This window comes from Ralstonia sp. UBA689 (assembly GCF_002298975.1).
Lineage (GTDB): Bacteria > Pseudomonadota > Gammaproteobacteria > Burkholderiales > Burkholderiaceae > Ralstonia.
Map to the genome: position 1 here is coordinate 1 of NZ_DBMV01000038.1, position 18,302 is coordinate 18,302.

15 protein-coding genes and 1 pseudogene are annotated in these 18,302 nt (G+C 62.2%); 10 read left to right on the plus strand and 6 right to left on the minus strand.

Annotated features, from left to right (window positions below):
- The first annotated feature begins 233 nt into the window (after positions 1-233).
- Positions 234-1,025 carry an Hsp20/alpha crystallin family protein gene (locus tag B4F51_RS17745; protein ID WP_296227728.1) on the plus strand — a complete coding sequence of 264 codons (792 nt, stop codon included), beginning with the start codon at positions 234-236 and terminating at the stop codon, positions 1,023-1,025.
- 177 nt (positions 1,026-1,202) lie between these two features.
- Here the strand turns inward: B4F51_RS17745 and B4F51_RS17750 are convergent, their stop codons facing one another.
- The gene (locus B4F51_RS17750; protein WP_296227730.1) at positions 1,203-2,705 is read right to left on the minus strand and encodes a sigma-70 family RNA polymerase sigma factor; all 1,503 of its coding nucleotides are present in this window, start codon (positions 2,703-2,705) and stop codon (positions 1,203-1,205) included.
- A 284-nt stretch (positions 2,706-2,989) separates the two neighbouring features.
- Between B4F51_RS17750 and B4F51_RS17755 the strand changes: the two genes are divergently transcribed.
- Both B4F51_RS17755 and B4F51_RS17760 read left to right on the plus strand, forming a co-directional pair.
- Entirely contained in the window at positions 2,990-3,526 is a 537-nt protein-coding gene (locus tag B4F51_RS17755) for a hypothetical protein (RefSeq protein WP_296227733.1), read from the plus strand.
- 106 nt (positions 3,527-3,632) lie between these two features.
- Positions 3,633-6,494 carry an AMP-binding protein gene (locus tag B4F51_RS17760; RefSeq protein ID WP_296227734.1) on the plus strand — a complete coding sequence of 954 codons (2,862 nt, stop codon included), beginning with the start codon at positions 3,633-3,635 and terminating at the stop codon, positions 6,492-6,494.
- A gap of 246 nt (positions 6,495-6,740) precedes the next feature.
- On the opposite strand, the gene B4F51_RS17765 is transcribed toward B4F51_RS17760, so the two are convergent.
- Positions 6,741-7,244, minus strand: a complete 504-nt coding sequence (locus tag B4F51_RS17765) for a YMGG-like glycine zipper-containing protein (protein WP_296227736.1) — start codon at positions 7,242-7,244, stop codon at positions 6,741-6,743.
- A gap of 66 nt (positions 7,245-7,310) precedes the next feature.
- A complete protein-coding gene (locus B4F51_RS17770) occupies positions 7,311-7,715 on the minus strand; it encodes a hypothetical protein (protein WP_296227738.1) in 405 nt (134 codons plus the stop codon).
- A gap of 388 nt (positions 7,716-8,103) precedes the next feature.
- On the opposite strand from B4F51_RS17770, the pseudogene B4F51_RS17775 reads away from it, so the two are divergent.
- Positions 8,104-8,397 (plus strand): annotated as a pseudogene (locus tag B4F51_RS17775) (ATP-binding protein); the annotation flags it as partial.
- Positions 8,386-8,664 carry a hypothetical protein gene (locus tag B4F51_RS17780; protein ID WP_296227833.1) on the plus strand — a complete coding sequence of 93 codons (279 nt, stop codon included), beginning with the start codon at positions 8,386-8,388 and terminating at the stop codon, positions 8,662-8,664. The pseudogene B4F51_RS17775 and the gene B4F51_RS17780, both read left to right, overlap by 12 nt.
- Positions 8,665-8,848: 184 nt before the next feature.
- On the opposite strand, the gene B4F51_RS17785 is transcribed toward B4F51_RS17780, so the two are convergent.
- Complete coding sequence (locus B4F51_RS17785; RefSeq protein WP_296227740.1) at positions 8,849-9,928, minus strand: porin; 1,080 nt, start codon at positions 9,926-9,928, stop codon at positions 8,849-8,851.
- 339 nt (positions 9,929-10,267) lie between these two features.
- On the opposite strand from B4F51_RS17785, the gene B4F51_RS17790 reads away from it, so the two are divergent.
- The 5 genes from B4F51_RS17790 to B4F51_RS17810 all read left to right on the plus strand — a co-directional run bounded on the left by B4F51_RS17790 (position 10,268) and on the right by B4F51_RS17810 (position 15,436).
- The gene (locus B4F51_RS17790; protein WP_296227741.1) at positions 10,268-10,369 is read left to right on the plus strand and encodes a carbohydrate porin; all 102 of its coding nucleotides are present in this window, start codon (positions 10,268-10,270) and stop codon (positions 10,367-10,369) included.
- A gap of 30 nt (positions 10,370-10,399) precedes the next feature.
- The gene (gene xylF / locus B4F51_RS17795; protein ID WP_296227742.1) at positions 10,400-11,407 is read left to right on the plus strand and encodes a D-xylose ABC transporter substrate-binding protein; all 1,008 of its coding nucleotides are present in this window, start codon (positions 10,400-10,402) and stop codon (positions 11,405-11,407) included.
- A gap of 35 nt (positions 11,408-11,442) precedes the next feature.
- Positions 11,443-12,990, plus strand: coding sequence for a xylose ABC transporter ATP-binding protein (locus tag B4F51_RS17800; protein ID WP_296227743.1), 1,548 nt, complete (start codon positions 11,443-11,445; stop codon positions 12,988-12,990).
- A gap of 6 nt (positions 12,991-12,996) precedes the next feature.
- Complete coding sequence (locus B4F51_RS17805) at positions 12,997-14,196, plus strand: sugar ABC transporter permease (protein ID WP_296227744.1); 1,200 nt, start codon at positions 12,997-12,999, stop codon at positions 14,194-14,196.
- Between the two features lie 313 nt (positions 14,197-14,509).
- Positions 14,510-15,436 (plus strand): NAD-dependent epimerase/dehydratase family protein, encoded by a 927-nt coding sequence (locus tag B4F51_RS17810; protein ID WP_296227745.1) that lies wholly within the window; start codon positions 14,510-14,512, stop codon positions 15,434-15,436.
- 60 nt (positions 15,437-15,496) lie between these two features.
- Here B4F51_RS17810 and B4F51_RS17815 read toward each other — a convergent pair whose 3' ends face one another.
- The gene (locus tag B4F51_RS17815; RefSeq protein ID WP_296227746.1) at positions 15,497-16,738 is read right to left on the minus strand and encodes a hypothetical protein; all 1,242 of its coding nucleotides are present in this window, start codon (positions 16,736-16,738) and stop codon (positions 15,497-15,499) included.
- A 442-nt stretch (positions 16,739-17,180) separates the two neighbouring features.
- The gene (locus B4F51_RS17820; RefSeq protein ID WP_296227747.1) at positions 17,181-18,221 is read right to left on the minus strand and encodes a LacI family DNA-binding transcriptional regulator; all 1,041 of its coding nucleotides are present in this window, start codon (positions 18,219-18,221) and stop codon (positions 17,181-17,183) included.
- Positions 18,222-18,302 lie beyond the last annotated feature (81 nt).

The following is an 18,302-nucleotide window of genomic DNA, read 5'->3' on the forward strand; positions in this document are numbered from 1 at the left end:
ACACGGAAATCCTGACACTCCCGCCAGCATCGACCGATAGGCTCACATCGTCCAGCACGACGCGATCGCCAAGGCGCTTGGTGAGATGTCGAACTTCGAGCAGGCTCATGAGGTTCTCCACTGCGATTCCATAAGCGCCGCACAACGAGAGGACCGATTCCTTTGGGCTCGCCAATTGCGGCGCGGTCACTGCCTTTCTAGATGTTCGACGTGTGAGCCCGGTATCGCTTGACGTGTATCAACAAGCCGGCGGAATGTTTCCGGCCTTGATCGAAGCCGGCGCTCCCACCACTGTTCCGGCAGCCGCCGCTGCCGAGCAGCGACGAGAACCTCTGGGTTCCGTTTCCGCCCTCCGCGTCGCAGACCGTCTTGTGGCAGCGCACTCGGTACAACGCGCGTACAAGGTTGATCTCAGTCAACGCAAAGCCTGCGTTCGCGTCGAGAATAAATTCTCCAATGTCCCAAATGGAGGGTTCAACATGGCTGAGTCTGAAACCAAGGTTCCCGTGAAGACGGGCGAACAAGGTGCTCCCAAACGTCCATGGGCGTTGCAGCAATGGCGCCCTTTCGAGAACCTGCGACATGAAATCGATCGCGTATTCGATGACTTCGACCGCGGGTTCCATCTCTTCCCCTTCCGCCGTTCCACGTTCGACATCGAACCGTTCTGGCGGCGGGAGTGGGCCCTGACCTCCGCACCCGCCGTGGATGTCGTGGAGACCGACAAGTCTTACGAGATCACCGCCGAGTTGCCGGGCATGGACGAGAAGGACATTGAGGTGAAGCTGGTCAACGGCGGTCTGACGATCAAGGGTGAGAAGCACGAAGAGAAGGAAGAAAAAGAGAAGGACTATTACCTTCATGAACGCCACTACGGCGCCTTCGAACGCACCTTCCGCATGCCAGACGGTATCGACGCCGACAAGATCGAGGCGAGCTTCAAGAAGGGTGTCCTGACCGTGATGCTTCCGAAGACCGCGCAAGCACAAAGTGCCGCGAAGCAGATTCCGGTCAAGGGGGCCTGATTGGCCTGGTCGCTGGTCTTGCTGCGGCGGGGGACGGATTGCGGCGGTCGCCGCTCCATCCTCCGCCGATTTCATCTACCTGATCGGCGTTTTGTTTCCACGCACGCGGCCTTCGAATGGTTGCCAAGGCGACGATAGGCGACGCCGCGCATGACTGATGCCGTAGGTGTGTAGCGCTTACGCTTCAGGCGCAAGGAATGTTCGGGCCGCCTGCGCTTGCGCCGACGCCCGCAAGGTTTCCAGCGCATGCTTTTCGACGCGCTGGACATGCGCGCGCGGCATTCCCGTCTCCTTGGCGATCTCGTCGTAGCTGCGCGGCGCATTGCCACCGATGCCGAAGCGACGACGCAGCACGTCCGCCTCATTTGGTGCCATCGTCGCCAGCAGGGACTGCACGAACGCGCGCATGCGCGCGTCGGCCACGATGCCGAATGGGTCCCGCGAGGCGTGGTCTTCGATCAGATCCGCGAGATGCGTGTCGCCGTCAGCCACCGGCATACTGAGCGAGAGCGGCTCACCAGGCACCGCCAGCAACGCGTGAAGCTTGTCTTGCTGCAAACCGGCCTCACTCGCCAATTGTGCCAACTCGGCCTTACGTCCGGTGCGTTGGCGGATGTGCTCCGCCGTGCGACGAACACGACCGAGTTTGTCGCCAACATGCACAGGCAGACGGATCGTGCGTGCGCGGTCAGCGACCGCGCGTGAAACGGCTTGCCGGATCCACCACGTCGCGTAGGTCGAGAACTTGAAACCCTGCTGCCATTCAAACTTCTCGATTGCGCGCATCAGGCCAATCGTGCCCTCCTGCACAAGATCTGCAAGGTCGAGGCCACGGTTCTGATAGCGCTTTGCAATCGAGAGCACGAGCCGCAGGTTAGCTTCCACCATCTTGCGCGTCGCTCGTCGAACGCAAACCTCGGCAGCCTGCGCCTCGTCAACGAGCGTTTCGATATCGACTTGTGACTCCGCCGCCTCGCCATCTTGTAGGCGAAGCTTGTTGAGCGTGTGCATGACACGGATCACGTCTTCCACGAGCCGGGCCTGTTGTCCGTTCGCCTCAAGTATCGCGAAGATCGCTTCGCGGGCGCGCCGGTAGGCAGTCGCCTTCGGCCCCGACCGACGCAGCGCCCGCCGCATGGCTGCGAGCGCCTGCCGGATTTCGCCAATCGCGGCGGAATCGACGGCAACACGCTTGACATCGCTGCCTTGGGTCCACGCTTCAAGCGCATCGGGACACCCCGCAAACGCCCACAAGACGGCACGCCGACCCGCCTCGATCTCTTTCGCGAGCACAATCTCTTCGTCCTTCGTCAGCAGCGCAACCGCGTGCATGCGCTGCACATAGACGGCCAGCGGGTCTGCCGAAACACCCGCGTCAAAGACGACTTCTTCAAGAAATCTGCCAGCCTCCTCGAGCGCGCCATGGTTCTGGCAAGCCTCATCGACATTGGCGAATGTCTCGGCCTCGGTCACCTCGGGTGCCTCGTCAAACACGGTGACGCCCAGCCTTGCGAGCGCATCCAGCACACCTTCGAGCGCCTCGTGCGAGGTCAGATCGGCAGGTAGCTCGTCGACAATGTCCGAATGGATCAGGAAGCCACGCTCTGTGGCAAGTGCCAGCAGCCGGCTAATGGCTTGCGTGTAGCTGTCCGCGTCTTGAACGCAGTCTTGCGTACTCATCTGCAGTGCGGGTTCACCCGCCATACAACAGGGCCGGTTATCGACCCCAGATTCAGGCTCCCGGAAACCGCGAACGCCCGTCCGCGCCGGTAGACCTCTTGTCTGCGCATGTGGGGATCAGGGCATGATTTTCAATCGCGCCTCTTTGCCCAAACAGCGGCCGCACAACCCGACAAGCTGGCTGACTGGGAGCGCCCTTTTCTAAGCGCAATGGTTGATCGCGATCAACCGCCTCTGCCGTAGCCGGTCCAGCATGCTTACATGGTGCTTCGGGAGGAGATGCGATGACTGATCCTTTTGCTTTCCTGGCATACGAGCCAAAGGGCCCCGGCTTGATGTGCGCTGTCATGATCCTCATCGACGAAGAGAATGTTTATGGCTGGTACACAGGGCCGGCCAATGGAAAATTTCCTGCTGCATTCTTCTTGCTTGAGCGGTACTACTCGACACACGAGACCGCCTTCTATCACAGCGTTCAAGACGACATGTATGACGGTTGGGTCATGGCTTACCCGCCGGTCGATATTGATGTGGGCAACCGCTTGCAGGTGCCCGAGGCGATGTACCACGCACTGGAGCAATATCAGGATACTTTCGTGGCCGAATGGCTCTTCTATCGAGATGACCCTGACGCCGCCGCCGAGACCGCGTGGTATCGCGCACAAGATCTGCCGCTGGCCCACGCAGGCATCCGGCACACGATGCTGAACAAGCTCGATCGCGACGATCTCATTTGGACGTACCACACGCCGGGGCTGGACCTGAACATCGTTGAGTTCTTGCGCCGGCGCTGGCCCCTCGACTACGCGCTGGCGCCGTAGCTTGCCGGTTGCGATACGTATGCGCGAGGTCGCCCTTGCGCGCTGACCACGCGCTACGCACGGGAAACGCGCAGCCGGTTGCGAGCTTCGGCTCCGGATAACGAAGATGAGTCCCTCGCCTTCCCTCTTCCAACCGCAATCGAAATACAAAGCCGCTATCGATGCGCAGCAATTGCTTGGCCTGGTGCGAAACTTGGCACAGGAGCTCCGGCCAAACGCGCCGGACGTCCGGCAATTGAGCCTCGACCAATCTCTGGAGCGTGACTTTGGCCTGGATAGCCTGGCGCGCGCCGAGTTGCTGACCCGCATTGAACGCGAATACGCCGTGAGACTGGGCGAGCAAGCGATCCTCAATGCCGAGACGCCACGGGACTTACTAAGACTCGCAGAGCAGGCTGCCGGCATCCAACCTTCGGCTGGCGATCTGATCAGCCCTCCGGAGCGGCCAGATGCCGATCTGAACCTTCGGGCAAACGCTGCCGAGCCCGCAAAGCCGCCCGACATCACGTCTACCCTGATCGACCTGTTGGACTGGCACGTGCAGGCGCACGGCAAACAGGTCCATATCACGCTGTACACGGAAAGTGACCGCGTGGAACGCATCAGCTACGGCGTGCTGCAGGCGCAATCCAGGTCGATTGCAATGGGCTTGCAGCAAAAGGGCCTCAAGCTGGGTGATCGGGTGGCGATCATGCTGCCGACCGGAGGCGAGTTCTTTGCGGTCTTTTACGGTGCGCTCTACGCCGGTTGCATCCCGGTGCCGCTTTATCCGCCTGCGCGACCATCCCAGATCGAGGACCACATACGGCGTAGCAACGGCATCATCGCAAACGCGCAGGCCGCCATGCTGGTCACCGTTGCTGCGGCCAAGCCACTTGGCCACCTGCTGCGTGCGCAATGCGAATCACTGCGCATGGTACTGACGCCAGCCGACCTGAACACCGGGGGTACGCCGCTATCGATCGCCAACCAGGGTCCGGAAGACATCGCCTTTCTCCAATACACCTCCGGAAGCACGGGCAACCCCAAGGGCGTGGTTCTGACGCATGCCAATCTGCTCGCCAACCTGCGTGCGATGGAGAAGGCCTCAGGCGTGAGCGCTGCGGACACGTTCGTGTCATGGCTGCCGCTCTATCACGACATGGGGTTGATCGGCGCCTGGATGGGCAGCCTGCTGGTCGGATTCCCGCTTGTGCTGATGTCACCGACCACCTTTCTCGCGCGCCCGGCGTTCTGGTTATGGACGATCCATCGGCATCGGGCCACCGTCTCAGCTGCCCCAAACTTCGCCTACGAATTGTGCGCCAGCAAGCTTGACGAAAAGGATCTCGCGGGCCTGGACCTGAGTTCCTGGCGGCTGGCCTACAACGGGGCCGAGCCGGTCAGTCCCGACACGATCGAGAAATTCGCCTCCCGCTTTGCACCGTATGGCTTCAGCCGAACCGCCATGACTCCGGTCTACGGACTGGCGGAATCCTCCGTGGGGCTCTCTTTTCCGCCGGCCGGACGCGGTCCTCTGATTGAGCACATCGATCGCGACGTGCTATCGCATCAAGGGGTCGCCCGCCCCACACAAGAATCCGGAAGCAAGGCATTGCGCATCGTTTCGTGCGGACTGCCCCTGCCCGGTCACCAGATCCGCATCAGCGACGCAAGCGGTCGTGAGCTTGCGGAACGCGCGCAGGGACACGTGCAATTCCGCGGCCCGTCCGCAACCACCGGCTACTACCGCAACCCTGAGGCAACCTCACGCCTGTTCGAAGGCACTTGGCTCGACACAGGGGATATGGGCTATATCGCCGCGGGAGAGCTCTATCTGACCGGGCGCGCAAAGGACATCATCATTCGCGCCGGGCATCACCTTTTCCCACAGGAACTGGAGGAAGCGGCCAGCCGGGTTCCCGGCGTGCGCAAGGGCGGCGTTGCGGTATTCGCCACAGCCGACGCGCGTTCGGGCACTGAGCGGCTGGTGATGCTTGCTGAAACGCGCGAAACCGGAGCCACCGAGCGCGGCCGGATACTGTCCGAGCTCAACAACTTGGCACTCGACCTCATGGGGATGCCGGTCGATGAGATTGCGCTGGTTCCGCCGCGCACGGTGTTGAAGACTTCCAGCGGCAAGCTCCGGCGCTCGGCATGCCGCGAGATGTATGAGCGTGGCGAGCTTGGCAGCACCCAACGGGCTCCGTGGCGGCAGATTGTCCGTCTTGAATTTGCTGGAGTCGCGACTCGCTCTGCCCGGCTGGCACACCGCATCAGCGAGTGGCTATGGAGCGCGTGGGCGTGGGCCGTGTTTGTCATGCTCGCTCCGCTGGTCTCGCTCGCGTTTGCGCTGGCACCCGGACTGACCATGCGCCGGCGAATCGCCAAGGTGGGCGCACGCATTGGGTTCGCGCTGTGCGGGCTTTCACCCCAGCAAGAGGGGGCGTGCAATCTCGACAGCCAAGAACCTATCGTTGTTGTCGCCAATCATTCCAGCTACGTGGACGCGCTTCTGCTCACAGCCGTGTTGCCCGCCAGATTCACCTACGTGGCCAAACGGGAGCTATTGCGGAATCCGGTGATATCAATCCTGCTGCGCCGACTCGGCTGCGCGTTTGTCGAACGGTTCGACAGTGTTCGTGGCATCGAAGAAACCAGCGAACTGGAACAGCAGGTTCGGTCGGGGCAATCCCTGGCTTTCTTTCCGGAAGGGACATTTCGACGCGAGCCCGGATTGATGCCTTTCAGGCTGGGGGCATTTCTGTGTGCTGCCCGCTCGGGCTCGCCAGTTGTGCCCATCACGTTGATTGGTACCCGCTCGCTGCTGCGCGACGGGCAATGGTGGCCGAGGCGCGTCCAGCTCAAGGTACTGATCGGCAAGCCTTTGCGCGCATCCGGCGATGACTGGCAGGCCGGCCTGCAGCTTCGCGACGCAGCGCGCAACGTCATGCTGGCAAGGCTGGAGGAGCCCGATGCGGCGACCTGACCTGTCGAAAGTCCAGCGCCAGATGCGCTCTGCCTCGACGGCAGAATCCATGGGAGAACAAATGCAAAGGCATTTCGATTTTGTGCTGATGAGAGGTGAACAGGCCAGCGTCAGCACTGCCGAGACACCGCACGCTGAAGGTGCGAGCGGTAGCCCCTCCAGATGGTCTCCGGCGAAGACTGTTTGCCCTATGGCCACACCTAGCCACAAGTACTCAGCAAGACACTCCGGAGTCGTGGTGCCCTTTCAGTATCCCGGCGGTGGCGGCGGCGGATAGGGGGAGTAGTACCGGGGCGCAGGCCCCATTGGACGGGAAATCATATTGCCGTACACCGGGACCCGGTTGCCGGTCGCGTACATACATTGAATGTAGGCCGCATCGTAGCCGCGCTGTGTGCCATAGGTGGCATATTGCGCGTTGCCCGCGCCGATTGCCGAACCCGTCAACAGGCCTGCGCCAGCACCCACTGCTGCTCCGCGCCCACCGCCAAAGGCTGCACCCGCCGCTGCCCCAACCGCCGTGCCGACAGCAGCGCTGGCAACCGCGCTGTTGGCTGCGGCCTGGCCTGCACTGACACCACCGATCTGGGCAAAGGCAAATTGACGGCAATTGGCATCATCGACTCGGAACTGGTCGAAGGTCTTGCCGCTGCCAGGCAAGACCATGACGCTGGGTGCAGTGGGCATGACCGTGCAGGCAGCGAGCGTCAATGCTGCCAGCGACAGGCCAAGAGAGAGACCGTTTTTCATGTTTGCGCTCCAGCACGAATGTGGATGGACTGCCTGCGCATCCGGTGCGCAGGCGGCCGAGCCCCGCTAGCGCTCGGGAGGTTCGGCGGGCACCTTCTGCCAGCCACCTGGGCAGTTCTTCACGTAGGGGTAGTAGCCGGCTGGCTTCGCGCAGTGGTACCAGTAGCTGGGCTCGGGCGCCTGCGGAGTCGTTGCAGACGTGTCACCTTGCTCCATGTACTGCGGCGGTTCTGAGGGCACCGCGATCACGGCGGGAGGGTAGTACTCCGGATAGTACGGATAGGGAAAGGCGTACGGGTAGGGATATGGATAGCCAAAGATTGGCGGTCCCCAATAGATGCCTACGCCCACGTGACCACGGCCTCTTGAATGTCCGCCTCGCTCAGCCAGGGCTGGCCCGCCTGCGGTGATCACCGCCAAGGCTGCGATCGTCACGATCGACCCGAGCCGCACCACGTTTCGTGTGTTCATGATGTTCTCGCTGCGATACATCGGCGTGCCTGCGCTGAGGCTTGCAATGGACGTGCGCGATATCGCGTGTGTGCAGCCTAATAGGCCTGTATGCAAGGGATGTCGCTTCGACCATGGGCTGGTCTGTCTCGCTGCAAACGCCTGTCCAGGATCAGTACTTTTTGAGGGTAGTGGGCGCAAGCAACGCGGCGTTGATGGGGGTCAACATCCTGTATCAGTCAAGGCCGGCTCGGTGCATCGTCAGCCACGCGCTGCCCAACACCGAGCGCCGGTATTTGGATAGGCAACCGCGCTGTACCCGCGTTGCTGACCTTCCGGCCTGCCCTGAGTTGATACTGGGTTCCACGCCGCCAGCCACCGTTCCCGGCCTGATCGATGCACTGGGCCGGTGCGGCAGCTTCACCGCGACGAGTTTCTCGAGTCGACGCGCGCATCGGCACATCGTGTTGGTCGACGCTCCGGGTACCAGCAGGACCCACCTCGACACCACCATCAGCGTGCGAGCGGCAGAGCGCCATCACCGCCGGCTGGGCTTCTTCTCGACCGTGGAACCGGTCAACGCGTTGGGCCTGGAAAAGGCATCGGCAAGCCAGGCCACCTGGCCACGAGACTCATGTATGCCGACCTGGCTGTTCGGCTCTTTGGATTGGAAGAGAGAGGTGTGCGCAACATGAACAAGGTCGATAAGATCGACAACGTGACCATGGCATCGGAGGCCGATGCGGGCGATGCCGACGCCCTGCGTCTGCAGATCTCGCACGTGCTGGACGTGGGTGGCGGCGCGCGGATAGGCCCTAAGGCCATCACGGTGATGGCCCCACTGTTCTATGGCAGCAAGGTCGTGGTCAGACCAAGATCAACCGCTGGACGATCGGCGCCGCGTGGGGCGGCTTCAAGGGGACGCGCTCGATCCTGGAACGCAGCGCCACCGCCATTGGCAAAGACCTAGGCCGCCGGGCGCCGGCCCCGTCCCACACGATCAAGAGCGAAGACCCGCCTGCCGAAGCTGCATCTGCCCCGGCTGCGGAAACCGCGTCGGCGGCAAAACAGAAGTGGGCGCAATGGGGCCGATTGGCGACAGCGCCGATAGCGGCCATGCCGCCATCGTGCTCGGGGACACGGCGCAAAGCGCGTTAGAACCAGTGCATGATCCCGGTGTACACACCTTGCTGGCCGGAACCCGGGGCCGGCTTGCCGCCACCTGCCTCAACCGAGAAAGACGCATTGCTGCCATTCATCACGGTGCCGATGGTGCCGTACAGCAACGTGCGCTTCGAGAAGTAGTAGTTGGCGCCCACCGTCAGCAGCGTGCCGTTTCCGCCGCCCTGGTTGCGGTTCGCCCTGTATGCACCGCCGATCAGCGTCAAGGCCGGTGTGACCTGATAGTTGGCCCCCAGCCAGTAGGTTTGCTGGCGGGTCGCGCCGCTCGGGTTATCCGCGTCCGCCGTGGTGGCGCCACCCGACTGAATACGGCTGTAGCCACCAAACAGCTTGAGGTCGCCGATCTGATAGGTGCCACCGGCCGTGAACAAGCGGGAAGCCGTATAGAGGTTGGTGAACTCGCCGTGGGTATCGCGAATTTCTTCATAGAAGGCCTTGAGCATCAGCGGGCCACTCTGGTAGGCCAAGGCGCCAGCAAGCTGCCTACCGGCGTTGAAGTTCCCCGCCGTTCCGTTCAGACCGGCCTGCGCGCGGAACGAGAAGCCGCCCCAGGTCGGCGAGTTGTAGGTGATCGCCTTCGGGCGCGAGCCCCAGGTGCGATTGGCCTGCAGCGTCTCGGCGCCCATGTTCTGCAGACCCATTGGATCGATCGACCATGTCTCGCCATCGGGGATGCCCATGGCCCGACCGAGCAACAGCGTGCCGTATGTGGTGCTCGACAGCCCCACGACAGCGTAACGATTGAACAGCGCATCCGACGAACCGGAACCCGAATTGAAGCCATTCTCCAGGTTCATCACGGCAGACAGCCCGCCACCCAAATCCTCGGAGCCCTTCAGACCCCACATGCTGGTCCCCCATTGATTGCCGCCGTATTGCAGGTTGCTGGCTGTGCCGTTTGCAGTCGCAATCTTGTTCGTGTAGTCGATGCCGCCGCCAACGCGGCCATACAGCGTGACACTGCTCTGTGCCGCGGCCAGGCCGCTGGTGGCTGCCAGCAGCGCTGCAGCGGCGGCAGTGGCAATTCGCAGGGATGGGTTCTTGGTACGCATAGCTTTCGTCTCCTCAATTTGGCGTTGTCTTTGTTCGTTCCGAGCCGAGTCTCTTGGCGAGCTCGGACAGGAGAATGAGGAGAATTGACAGCGCTGTCAATGTAGGGACTTGCCCTAGTTTTGAGCCAATGCGCGTCATTGCGAGGCGTTGGAGACATTGCGTGTGGCGCCCCAGACCCTAGGGCAAATCCCGAGATTGACAGCGCTGTCAATTTTGACCATTCTGCAGTCCCAACCGGCCCGTGAACCGGATGCCTGTGCCGGCCAAAGCGTCATCGTGCGTGATGGCGACGAATCAATGTGCGCAAGCCGTCCTGCGGCTAGCCACACGAGCCGTCGATGTACTACCGTCCTAATCTGCAGTACATCTTGTATCCGGACGGCACCAGCCAGAGCAAGAACGCGTTCGTAATCGGGCTGGCAGCCGGCATAGCGTTCTGAACGACAACATCAATGAAGAAGGAGACATTCATGCTTTCCCGCGGACTGAACACCATTGCCGCTGCAGCGGTCCTCACTTTCGCCGCCACCTCGGCTCACGCCAGCAAGGAAGCGCCGGTGATCGGCTTCTCGATCGACGACCTGCGCGTCGAGCGCTGGACGCGCGACCGCGATTACTTTGTCGAATCGGCCAAGAAGCTGGGTGCGACCGTCAACGTGCAGTCGGCCAACGCCAACGAAGCCAAGCAGATCGCCCAGATCGAAAACCTGATCGCGCAGAACGTCGACGCGCTTGTGATCGTGCCGTTCAATTCCAAGGTGCTGGGCAACGCCATTGCCAGCGCCAAGAAGAAGGGCATCAAGGTCGTGTCCTACGACCGCCTGATCCTGAATGCCGATGTGGACGCCTACGTGACCTTCGATAACGTGAAGGTGGGCGAGATGCAAGCGCAGGGTGTGGTCAAGCTGGCACCCAAGGGCAACTATTTCCTGCTCGGCGGGGCGTCCACCGACAATAACGCCCGCATGTTCCGTGACGGCCAGATGAAGGTGCTCAAGCCGCTGGTCGACAAGGGCGACATCAAGATCGTCGGCGAACAGTGGACGCCGGAGTGGGATCCTTTGAAGGCGCAGAGCATTGTTGAAAACGCGCTGACGGCGAACAACAACAATATCCAGGGCATCGTCGCCTCGAACGATGGCACGGCGGGCGGCGCAATCCAGGCCCTGGCCGGTCAAAAGCTGGCAGGAAAGGTGCCGGTGTCGGGCCAGGATGCCGATCTGGCCGGCGTGCGCCGTGTGGTCGAAGGCACGCAAGCCATGACTGTCTACAAGCCGATCAGGGCCATTGCCTCCACCGCGGCGGAGGTGGCCGTCGATCTGGTCAAGGGTACGCAGCCGAAGTACACGACCAAGCTCAACAACGGCAAGAAGGATGTCGATACCATCCTGCTGACGCCGACGCTGCTAACCAAGGACAACGTGGATCTCGTCGTCAAGGACGGGTTCTTCAAGCGCGAACAAGTCTTTGGCAAATAAGCAGTTGATTCAGTCGTAGTCAGTAGGAGGACGCCATGAGCAGCAACGGCACCCTGTTCGAGATGCGCAACATCGTGAAGTCGTTCTCCGGTGTGCGCGCGCTCGACGGCGTCAGCCTGGCCGTCAGGCCGGGCGAGTGCGTCGGTTTGTGTGGGGAGAACGGCGCCGGAAAATCCACCCTCATGAAGGTGCTGTCAGGGGTCTACCCCTACGGCACCTTCGAGGGCGAGATCGAATGGGAAGGTCAGCCGCTGCGCGCGCATTCCGTGCGCGACAGCGAGCGTGCAGGCATCGTCATCATCCATCAGGAATTGATGCTGGTGCAGCAGCTCTCCGTGACGGAGAACATCTTCCTCGGCAACGAAATCACCAAGCCCGGGGGCCGCATGGATTACGACGCCATGCACGCCAAGGCCGAGCAACTCCTGGCCCGCCTGCGTCTGACCGACGTGAACGTGGCCGCGCCCGTGATGAACTACGGTAGCGGCCACCAGCAGCTTTTCGAAATTGCCAAGGCACTCGCCAAGAACGCGCGCCTGCTGATCCTGGACGAACCGACCTCGTCGCTGTCAGCCAAGGAAATCGAGGTGCTGCTGTCCATCATCGAAGACCTCAAGCGCAGCGGCGTGGCGTGCGTCTACATCTCGCACAAGCTCGACGAGGTCAAGCGCGTGTGCGACACCATCACCGTCATCCGCGACGGCAAGCACATCGGCACGCGCCCCGCCGCCGACATGTCCATCGACAACATCATCACGATGATGGTCGGCCGCGAGATGACCTCGCTCTTCCCCAAGGTGGAACACAGCGTGGGCGAGGTGGTGATGGAAGCGCGCAACGTCACCTGCTGGGACGTCACCAACCCCAACCGCAAGCGAACAGACAGCGTGAGCTTTGCCGTGCGCCGCGGCGAGATCCTCGGCATTGCCGGCCTGGTTGGCGCGGGGCGCACGGAGATGGTGTCGGCGCTGTTCGGCGCCTACCCGGGCCGCTCCAGCGCAGAAATCGTCATGGAGGGCAAGGCGGTCAAGGTGGGCTCGCCGGCTGACGCCATCGCCAACGGCATCTGCCTGGTGCCCGAAGACCGCAAGCGCCACGGCATCGTGCCGCTGATGGGTGTGGGCGAAAACATCACGCTCGCCACGCTGGCGCAATACGCACGCGGCGTGCGTGTCGACAAGGGCGCGGAGCTGGCTACCGTCGATCGTGAAATCAAGCGCCTGCGCATCAAGACCGCCAGCCCGGCGCTGTCGATTGCCAGCCTCTCGGGCGGCAACCAGCAGAAGGCCGTGGTCACGAAGATGGTGCTGGCCGCGCCGAAAGTGCTGATCCTCGACGAACCCACGCGCGGGGTGGACGTCGGCTCCAAGTACGACATCTACAAGATGATTGCCGATCTGGCCGCAACCGGCGTGGCGATCATCATGGTCTCTTCCGAGATGCCGGAAATCCTGGGCATGAGCGATCGTGTCCTGGTCATGGGCGAAGGCCAGTTACGTGGCGACTTCGTCAATCAAGGCCTGACCCAGGAGCGCATCCTGGCTGCCGCCATCAATGCCGAACCCCAGCCGCAAGCTGCCTGAATTGCCATGTCGAACATCCTGCAATCCCAACTCGCCCGCCAGAGCAGTACCGGCGGCCACCGGCTGGACAGCCGCGCCATCCAGCAACTATTCGTGCGCTACAAGGTGCTGGCCCTGCTGCTGGCGGTGGCGCTCATCTGGATCTTCTTCTACTTCCAGACCAGCGGCACGTTCCTCAAGCCCAACAGCATCTCCAACCTGTTCCTGCAGATGTCGGTAACAGGCATGCTGGCCTGCGGCATGGTCTTCGTCATCATCGCGGGAGAAATTGACCTGTCGGTTGGCTCACTGCTCGGCTTGCTGGGCGGGCTCGTCGCCATCCTGACCGTCAACCTCGGATGGAACACGTGGCTGGCCGTGGGCACGGTGCTCGTCGCCGGTGCGGCCATCGGCGTGGTCAACGGCTTCATCACGACCAAGCTGCGTGTGCCGTCGTTCATCGTCGGCCTGGGCGGCATGCTGGCCTTCCGCGGCCTGCTGCAGTGGAGCACCGACAGCGTGACCATCGCCCCGGTGCCCGATGATCTCGTGAACATTGCGCAGAGCTTTGTGCCGGCATGGTTGGCGTGGTCGCTGGCGGCCGTCATCGTCGCCATGTCCGTCGTGCTGACCGTGCGCCGTCGCAGCGAGCGCGCCCGCCTGCAACTGGCGCTCACGCCCATCTGGGCCGACGGTCTCAAGCTGCTGGCCATCGCTGCGGCATCGTTCGGCTTCGTCGCGGTGCTCAACCAGGCCAACGGTGTACCCCTGCCCGTGCTGATCCTGCTGATGCTGCTGGCCGTGTTCTCATACGTCGCCACACAAACCGTATTCGGCCGTCACGTCTATGCGGTGGGCGGCAACATGGAAGCAACACGCCTGTCCGGCGTGAACGTGAGCCGCGTCAAGCTGCTGGTGTTCGTGCTGATGGGTTTGATGTGTGCGTTCGCGGGCATCATCACCACGGCGCGGTCGGCGGCGGGTTCGCCTTCGGCCGGTGTGGGCGGTGAACTCGATGCCATCTCCGCCTGCTTCATCGGCGGTACGTCGATGCGCGGCGGCTCGGGCACCGTGTATGGCGCGCTGATCGGCGCACTGGTCATGGCCAGCCTCGACAATGGCATGCAGCAGATGAACGTCGATGCCTCGTGGCAGATGATCGTCAAGGGCGTGGTGCTCGTGCTGGCGGTGTGGATCGACGTGCTATCCGGTTCCAACCGAGGGTAAGCACTCGTGCACGAAACCAGCGCGCGCCCCTGCACCAACACAAGCTGCCAGACGGTTTGGCCCTCCCTGCCCTAGATGGCGCCTTGAATTTGTGTTGCAGGGAGGAAAAAGGAAGGGGAGCTGTCTGAGCGCAGCGAGTTTTCCCCTTCCCCTCCCTGCGACAGAAATTCAAGGGATGGGTCGCCATCTCGGGCGCGCCTTTCTTTGCTTACTTTCTTTGGCAAGACAAAGAAAGTGAGTCGGGCCCGGCAGGGCACGAAACGGGGGATGCCCCCCAACCCGACACATCTCACCCCAAACAAATTCCGACATCGTGGCTGACTACCAAACCCCTGCTCGCGTTCTTGTCACCGGCGTGGCCGGCAACCTGGGCCACAAGGTCGTCGAGGCGCTCGCGTCCACCCCGTGGTGCACGTCCATCATCGGCGTCGACTGGGTCGAACAGAACGTCGAGTTCTCGCCGCAAGCGGCCGAACGTTTCCAGTGGGTCATTGCCGATCTCACGCGGGCCGACGGCGCATGGACGAATTTGCTCGACGGCGTCGATGCCGTCATCCACCTGGCCGCCATCCACTCCACGCCCGATGCAACGTGGGAGCAGGCACTGGCCTCCTATGGCATGACGCTCAACGTGCTCAAGGCCGCTGCCACGCGCGGCGCGCGCCGTTTCGTGTTCGCCTCGTCCAACCATGCCATGGGCGCCTACAAGGACCAGCCGCTTGCCGGCGCTATCGGCCCCGGCAAACTCGTCGCCGAGCTGGACCCGGCCCCCGGCACACGCTGGCACAACGGCATCGAAGAGGTCTATTCGCTGGCCTACGGCACGTCCAAGGCGATGGGCGAGCGGCTGTGCAAGACCGTGGCGGCCGTATCGGCGGCGTCGGGCGGCAAGCTGTCCACCGTATCGCTGCGCATCGGCTGGGCACTGCCCGATGAGAACGACCCGAACGATATCAACCACTCCGGTACGGCCGGCACTCCCGTGCCCGGCGCGGTGGCCGATGAACAAAGCCGCATCGCGCTGCGCTGGTTCCGCAATATGTGGCTGTCGAACGATGACCTGCGCCGGCTGTTCCTGTGTGCGGTCACGGCCGATCCGGCGAGTTGGCCGGCGCCAGCCATCGTCGTCAATGGCGTCTCGAACAACCGCGGCATGGACTGGGGGTTGGAAACTGGCCGCAAGCTGATTGGCTACGACCCGCAGGACGATCTGTACGCGCTGCTCAAGGTCGCGCAGTAACATCCAATGACAAAGGCCCGGCATGATGGCCGGGCCTTTTTGGGGTCATGTGCAGGAAGATCAGGCTGCGCGGATCGGCCTCAATTCATTCTGCCGCTCAACCTTCTCATCGTCGCGTGCGGCATTTTCGGTACCAGCCTTGGGCCTGCGTACCTTGTCGAGCAGTAACACGATCATCCCCGCCAGTGCGCCCCCGCCGATCACGGACAGGACGACCAACAACAGCGGACTCGGTCCCGAGCGGCTGTCCGGCAGCGTCGGCCCGGAAACAAACCGCGCCTCCGACAGGTGCTTGGTCCGCATCTGCTCGGCGATCAGCATGATCTGGTTGTAGACCTCACGGGTCTCGTCGTCGCGCAGGTCCTTGTTCTTGAAAACGCCCTGGCCAATCTTGACGAACTCGACCAGTAGCGCGTTACCGGTCAGTACCTGCCGGCTACGTTGATCAATGCGCTCATAGAATGCATTGCGCAACGCGTTCTGGGCGGCATCGCGCTCCAGCAGCATAAGCTGTGCCTTCAGGTTGGCAATCTCGGTTTCAATCCCCACAAGCTGCGCAACAGGAGACAAGTAGCGCGACGACTCGTTGTCGCTACCGGTCGAAAGGAGCTGGCGTGCCTCCATCTTCGACGCCTCGGGGTACTTGCTCGCGATGGCTCGGGCTGCTTCGAGCCGGCTGGCGGCCTGGGTCAGGGTCACCCGCTTCTGGATGATCTGGTTGTCGATCTGCTGCTTCTTCGCCTTGGTCTCACCGAGCTTGGTGTTGATCGTATCCTGCAGATCTTCGCTCAGCATGGTGTCCTTGACGAAATCGCCCATCAGTTGGACACGCGCTTGCGCGTTCTGCGCCGACTGGTCCTTGAACGAGATCGAAAAGCCCAAGATGCCAGCCGCATCGAGCGCACTTTTTGGGTCGGTGATGTAGCGCAAATCGTCTTTCGACAAGGGCAGGATCGTTTGCACATGGGTCTGCACGAAACGTTCGCTCAGCGCCCCCAGCAGATAGCGTCCATTTTCATTGTCGAGTTTCTTGTTCTCTTCGAGGTAGCGACGCAGCGTCTCGCGATCCCAGAATGCCGCCCTTTGCGCGTTGTACTCTGCAAACTTGCGCGGGGCGCGCAGGAACCCTTCGCTGGAATACTGACGCCCGCCCCAAAAAGAAAGCGCAAAAAACAGCACAGAAAACACGACAGCAAGCAGAATCACCTGCTGCCGCAATTCCCAGCAGCGCGACAGCAAACCTCTCAAATCAAAATCGAATAGGTCGCCTTCTACATGTGCCACTGGATTACCGTTCTTCATCACTTCTTTCCATCCTGAAAACTGTCGACAACCGACAAACGACCGCACCCGAAGTTCTTTATGATTTTTTATTCCACCGCGTTCACTTCTTTCTGGCCAGGGCATCAATCACGCCCCGCCCCATCTAATCGACGAGACATTGCAGTTTTGTGACAATCCATGCAAACGGAAGAAATCGGCGGAATCCCGCACGTTTACCATTCCGTCATAATTTCAAGGCTTGTCAAACCAACGACAGGAAACTTTTAATAGCCTTGCGCGAAACCTCAAGGGCGATGCCAGTTTAGCCGCGCGAAAATGTCGGCGCGCCAACATAACGATTCATATGCCCGCCCCACCCCCCTTCGACAGGTGGGTTGACCAATCAGCATCATTTGCAATGTGACTACCACACCGGCCCACAAAGCGACCCTGGCCTCATTTGGGTGCTACCGACTGTGTTTCAGCACGCGGGCGGGCAGGTCGACTCACGAATCACAAGTTCGTATTGCAGGTTCTCGTGCACCGAGTGCGGCTTCAAACCCGGCAGATGCGGCCGGTGGATGGCAACAAGCTGCTCCACTGCCGCATGCGCCATCGCCTGGATCGGCTGGCGCACCGTGGTGAGCGCCGGCCAGAGCTGGCGCGAGAGCGGCGTGTCGTCGTAGCCGCAAATGGAAAGTTCTTCCGGCACCTTGATGCCGCGCGCCTGCGCCACGCGCAGCACACCAGCGGCCATGTCGTCGTTGCCGGCAAAGATGGCGGTCGGGCGCGGCTCGCATGACAGCAGCCGCTCCGCGCACGCCACGCCCGATTCGAACGAGTGCTCGCCCTGCTCGACGAGATGTTCGTCGACTTCGATGCCGGCCTGCGCCATTGCATCACGGTAGCCGAATACACGCTGGTAGGCGGCGCCGTGATCCGGGTCGCAGACCACGAAACCAATGCGGCGGTGCCCCAGGCCAATCAGGTGCAATGTCATGTCCCGCGCGGCGGCACGGTCTTCGGTGTTGACGGACAGGCCCTTGTGCTCGCGATCGGCCGGTGCAAGACGCACGTAGTCGACGCCAGCCTCATCCAGCGCACGGATCAGCGAGGCCACGTCAGACACCGGCGGCGTCAGGATCAGCCCCGCCAGCGCGCGCTGGCGCACGCTCTGGAGGATCTGTTCGGCCAGATTCGGATCGCGGTAGTTGCAGGGCGTCAGCAGCAGGCTGTAGTCGAGCGCCTGACAGGCCTCGAGTGCGCCGTGCTGGATGTTGACGATGTAGTTGTCAGAAGGGTTGTCGTAGACCAGCGCAATGATGTCGGCGCGCTTGCTGGCCAGGCGCCGGGCGGCGGGATTGGGCCGATAGTCGAGCGCCTGCATCGCCTCGACCACCTTGGCGCGCGTCTTCTCGCTGATGTTTGGCTCGTGGTTCAGCACGCGCGAGACGGTCTTGATCGACACGCCCGCATGCGCGGCAACATCATCGACGGTTACAGCTCCGGCGCCCCGTTTCATGGCTTGGTGAAGTGGGTTCTCGAACACAGGACGGGCGCTGCAAGCGCGCCCGTCAACGATTCAATTTTACCGCCAACCACC